3 protein-coding genes are annotated in these 2,002 nt (G+C 51.4%); 2 read left to right on the top strand and 1 reads right to left on the bottom strand.

What is annotated here, in order from left to right:
* Both IGR76_10510 and IGR76_10505 read left to right on the top strand, forming a co-directional pair.
* Positions 1-715 (top strand): retroviral-like aspartic protease family protein (locus IGR76_10510; protein ID MBF2078925.1); only part of this gene is annotated, 715 nt, incomplete at its 5' end.
* Positions 716-856: 141 nt separating this feature from the next.
* Positions 857-1,351, top strand: a complete 495-nt coding sequence (locus tag IGR76_10505; protein MBF2078924.1) for a pentapeptide repeat-containing protein — start codon at positions 857-859, stop codon at positions 1,349-1,351.
* Positions 1,352-1,543: 192 nt separating this feature from the next.
* Here the strand turns inward: IGR76_10505 and IGR76_10500 are convergent, their stop codons facing one another.
* Positions 1,544-1,771 (bottom strand): hypothetical protein, encoded by a 228-nt coding sequence (locus IGR76_10500; protein ID MBF2078923.1) that lies wholly within the window; start codon positions 1,769-1,771, stop codon positions 1,544-1,546.
* Positions 1,772-2,002: the final 231 nt, after the last annotated feature.

Genomic DNA, 2,002 nt, shown 5'->3' with positions numbered 1-2,002 from the left:
GGACGCGGTTAGCCTCGCCTCTAGCGCGTTTCAACTGGGTCAATCGGCGCGATCGCAGGATGATTGGAGCCTGGTGGCTCGCCGATGGCAGCAAGCCGTAGACCTGTTGGCGGCTGTGCCCAAATCCAGCGCGAACTATGCCACGGCACAAACCAAGCTTTCAGAATATCGCCGCAACCTGACCTACGCCCAGCAGCAAGCCAACAAACCCATCGATCAAAGTTCAGGCGTGGTGGTTGTGAGGCCGGGGCGTCCCACTTCCCCTACGAATACGGCATCCAGCAGCAGCACTCGTCCCCCCACGCAAACCCGCTCAGCTCCGACTCCGGTGGCAAAATCAGAGTCATCAGTGATTGTTGCGCCGATCGTTGCACGGGCAGGCGGCACCCCCGTGATCAACGTTCGCTTTAACGGTACGACGGTCTTTCCGATGATTGTGGATACGGGAGCCAGTGGCACCCTGATCACCGCAGAAATGGCCGATGTTCTCAATGTTCAGGCGACGGGCGAAGCCAAAGTGGATACGGCTAGCCAGCGAAACATTTCCCTTCCCCTGGGACTGGTGCAATCGATTGAGGTGGAAGGGGCGATCGCCAATGATGTACTGGTGGCGATCGCGGGGCCTGAACTGGATATTGGGCTATTGGGTCATGATTTCTTTGGGGATTACGATGTAACGGTTCGGGAAGATGTCGTGGAGTTTCACCACCGTTAAACCTGAGCAGGTTTAACACTGTTTTCTGGATGCGTATCAGACGGGTGGCGATCGCGAATACAGTCGTCAATCGGTAATCTAGCCACCGAAAATGTTAACTTTGATTAAGGAAACTCATTATAAAAATATTACAAACGTCCTATGCGCGCCGTCTGGAAGGTCTTTGGTGTTTTAATCGTGCTGGTCAGCGTAGCCCTGCCTCTACCTGCTTGGGCTGCTAGCTCTGCTGCGATTCGAGCCTATGATGATGTCAACGTGACCGAAAAGAACTACGCAGGTCAAGATTTAGTCCGGGCAGAATTTAGCAACGTTGACCTGAAAGGAGTGGACTTTAGCGGAGCCGACTTGCAAGGAGCGGTGTTTAATGGGGCGATCGCTAAGAACGCCAATATGCATGGCGTTAACTTTAGTAATGGCATTGCCTATCTCAGCGACTTTTCGGGTGTAGATCTGAGCGACGCCGTTCTCGAATCCGCCATGATGATGAAAACCCTTTTCAAAGGGGCAAATGTGACCGGGGCAGATTTTAGCTACGCCATGCTGGATCGGGAGCAGATTCTTTATCTCTGCGATACGGCAACGGGTACGAACCCCGTCACAGGTGTGGATACGCGGGAGTCGCTAGGCTGCCCATAAACGTTAATTTCAGCCTCTATCCCAGATGGCTAGGGGCGGATTTTGCCCAGGCTCTCTCTACCAGCGGGGTTCTGTCTGCTAAACCCGCCTGTACAAATCATGGGTGTTCAGGCGAATTTGATATTGGGAATAACGTGGGCGATCGCACTCTACAAAGGGGCGATCGCCTTTTAGTATGCCTGGTTTTAACCGTTAGAAAATGGACAAATCCAACTCTGCATCTGTTAAAGCATCCGCATCGACCAGTTGCAGCCGGACAGCTAGATACGTATTGCAGTAAATCGTGGACTGCTTATATCGGGGATTGGGACTTCCCAGAATGGCATCTTGCTCAGCGTAGGCTTCAATGCGTGAGTAGTGATTGGCTACAGGCTCAGATACCTCAAGACTGGGTAAGTTAATTGGGCGGGTTGTGGTCATAACAAATGGGCAAAATCTATGGGCACAAATAGATTCTGTATAGCCTAGCGAGATCCCCACAAAATGCAGGCGTCTCCCCCAAAAGATTTAAGGGTCATTCATGATCTGAATTCCAATCAAGACATCGACACTTTTCTCAATAGTCTTGATAGAGTAATTCGATGGAGTTACATTTCCTGTACCTGGTCACCGCAATAAGAATTGTTAATGAGAATGGCTGAAGCAGCTACA

This window comes from Synechococcales cyanobacterium T60_A2020_003 (assembly GCA_015272205.1).
In the GTDB taxonomy this organism is placed as follows: Bacteria; Cyanobacteriota; Cyanobacteriia; order RECH01; family RECH01; genus JACYMB01.
Note: the sequence above shows the minus strand (reverse complement) of the source record. Positions and strands in the feature narration are given on the sequence as shown.

Excerpts from the sequence above, each read along its gene's own strand:
- IGR76_10500 (MBF2078923.1), bottom strand. The coding sequence starts at position 1,771 with ATGACCACAACCCGCCCAATTAACTTACCCAGTCTTGAGGTATCTGAG.
- IGR76_10505 (MBF2078924.1), top strand. The coding sequence starts at position 857 with ATGCGCGCCGTCTGGAAGGTCTTTGGTGTTTTAATCGTGCTGGTCAGC.